Source organism: Belnapia sp. AC561 (assembly GCF_979252845.1).
In genome coordinates, this window is record NZ_CEEDBP010000423.1 from 1 (window position 1) to 244 (window position 244).

Below are 244 nucleotides of genomic sequence, written 5' to 3' on the forward strand. Positions count from 1 at the left end.
GCCGATGTCTGGCCGTTATCCTCGTCGCCCGGATAGCCGTCCGGCGCGGAGGAATAGAGCTTCCGCATCACGTCGCGGACGTGGAACTGCGTCTTCCACGGCTGGCCCGCCCAATCGTACAGGTAGATCATGTGCTGGATCGGCTGGTTGCCGTGTGCGTACTGGCCCATATCGACGATCTGCATCTCGCGGATCTCGTGGATGACCTGCCCATAATAGCTGTCGTCGAAGATCGGCGGCGTGG

1 protein-coding gene is annotated in these 244 nt (G+C 61.9%); it reads right to left on the minus strand.

The window, feature by feature from the left end; all coding sequences use genetic code 11:
- On the minus strand, positions 1 to 244 hold a 244-nt coding region (locus AC0IW9_RS31700; protein WP_471652252.1), incomplete at both ends, for a glycoside hydrolase domain-containing protein.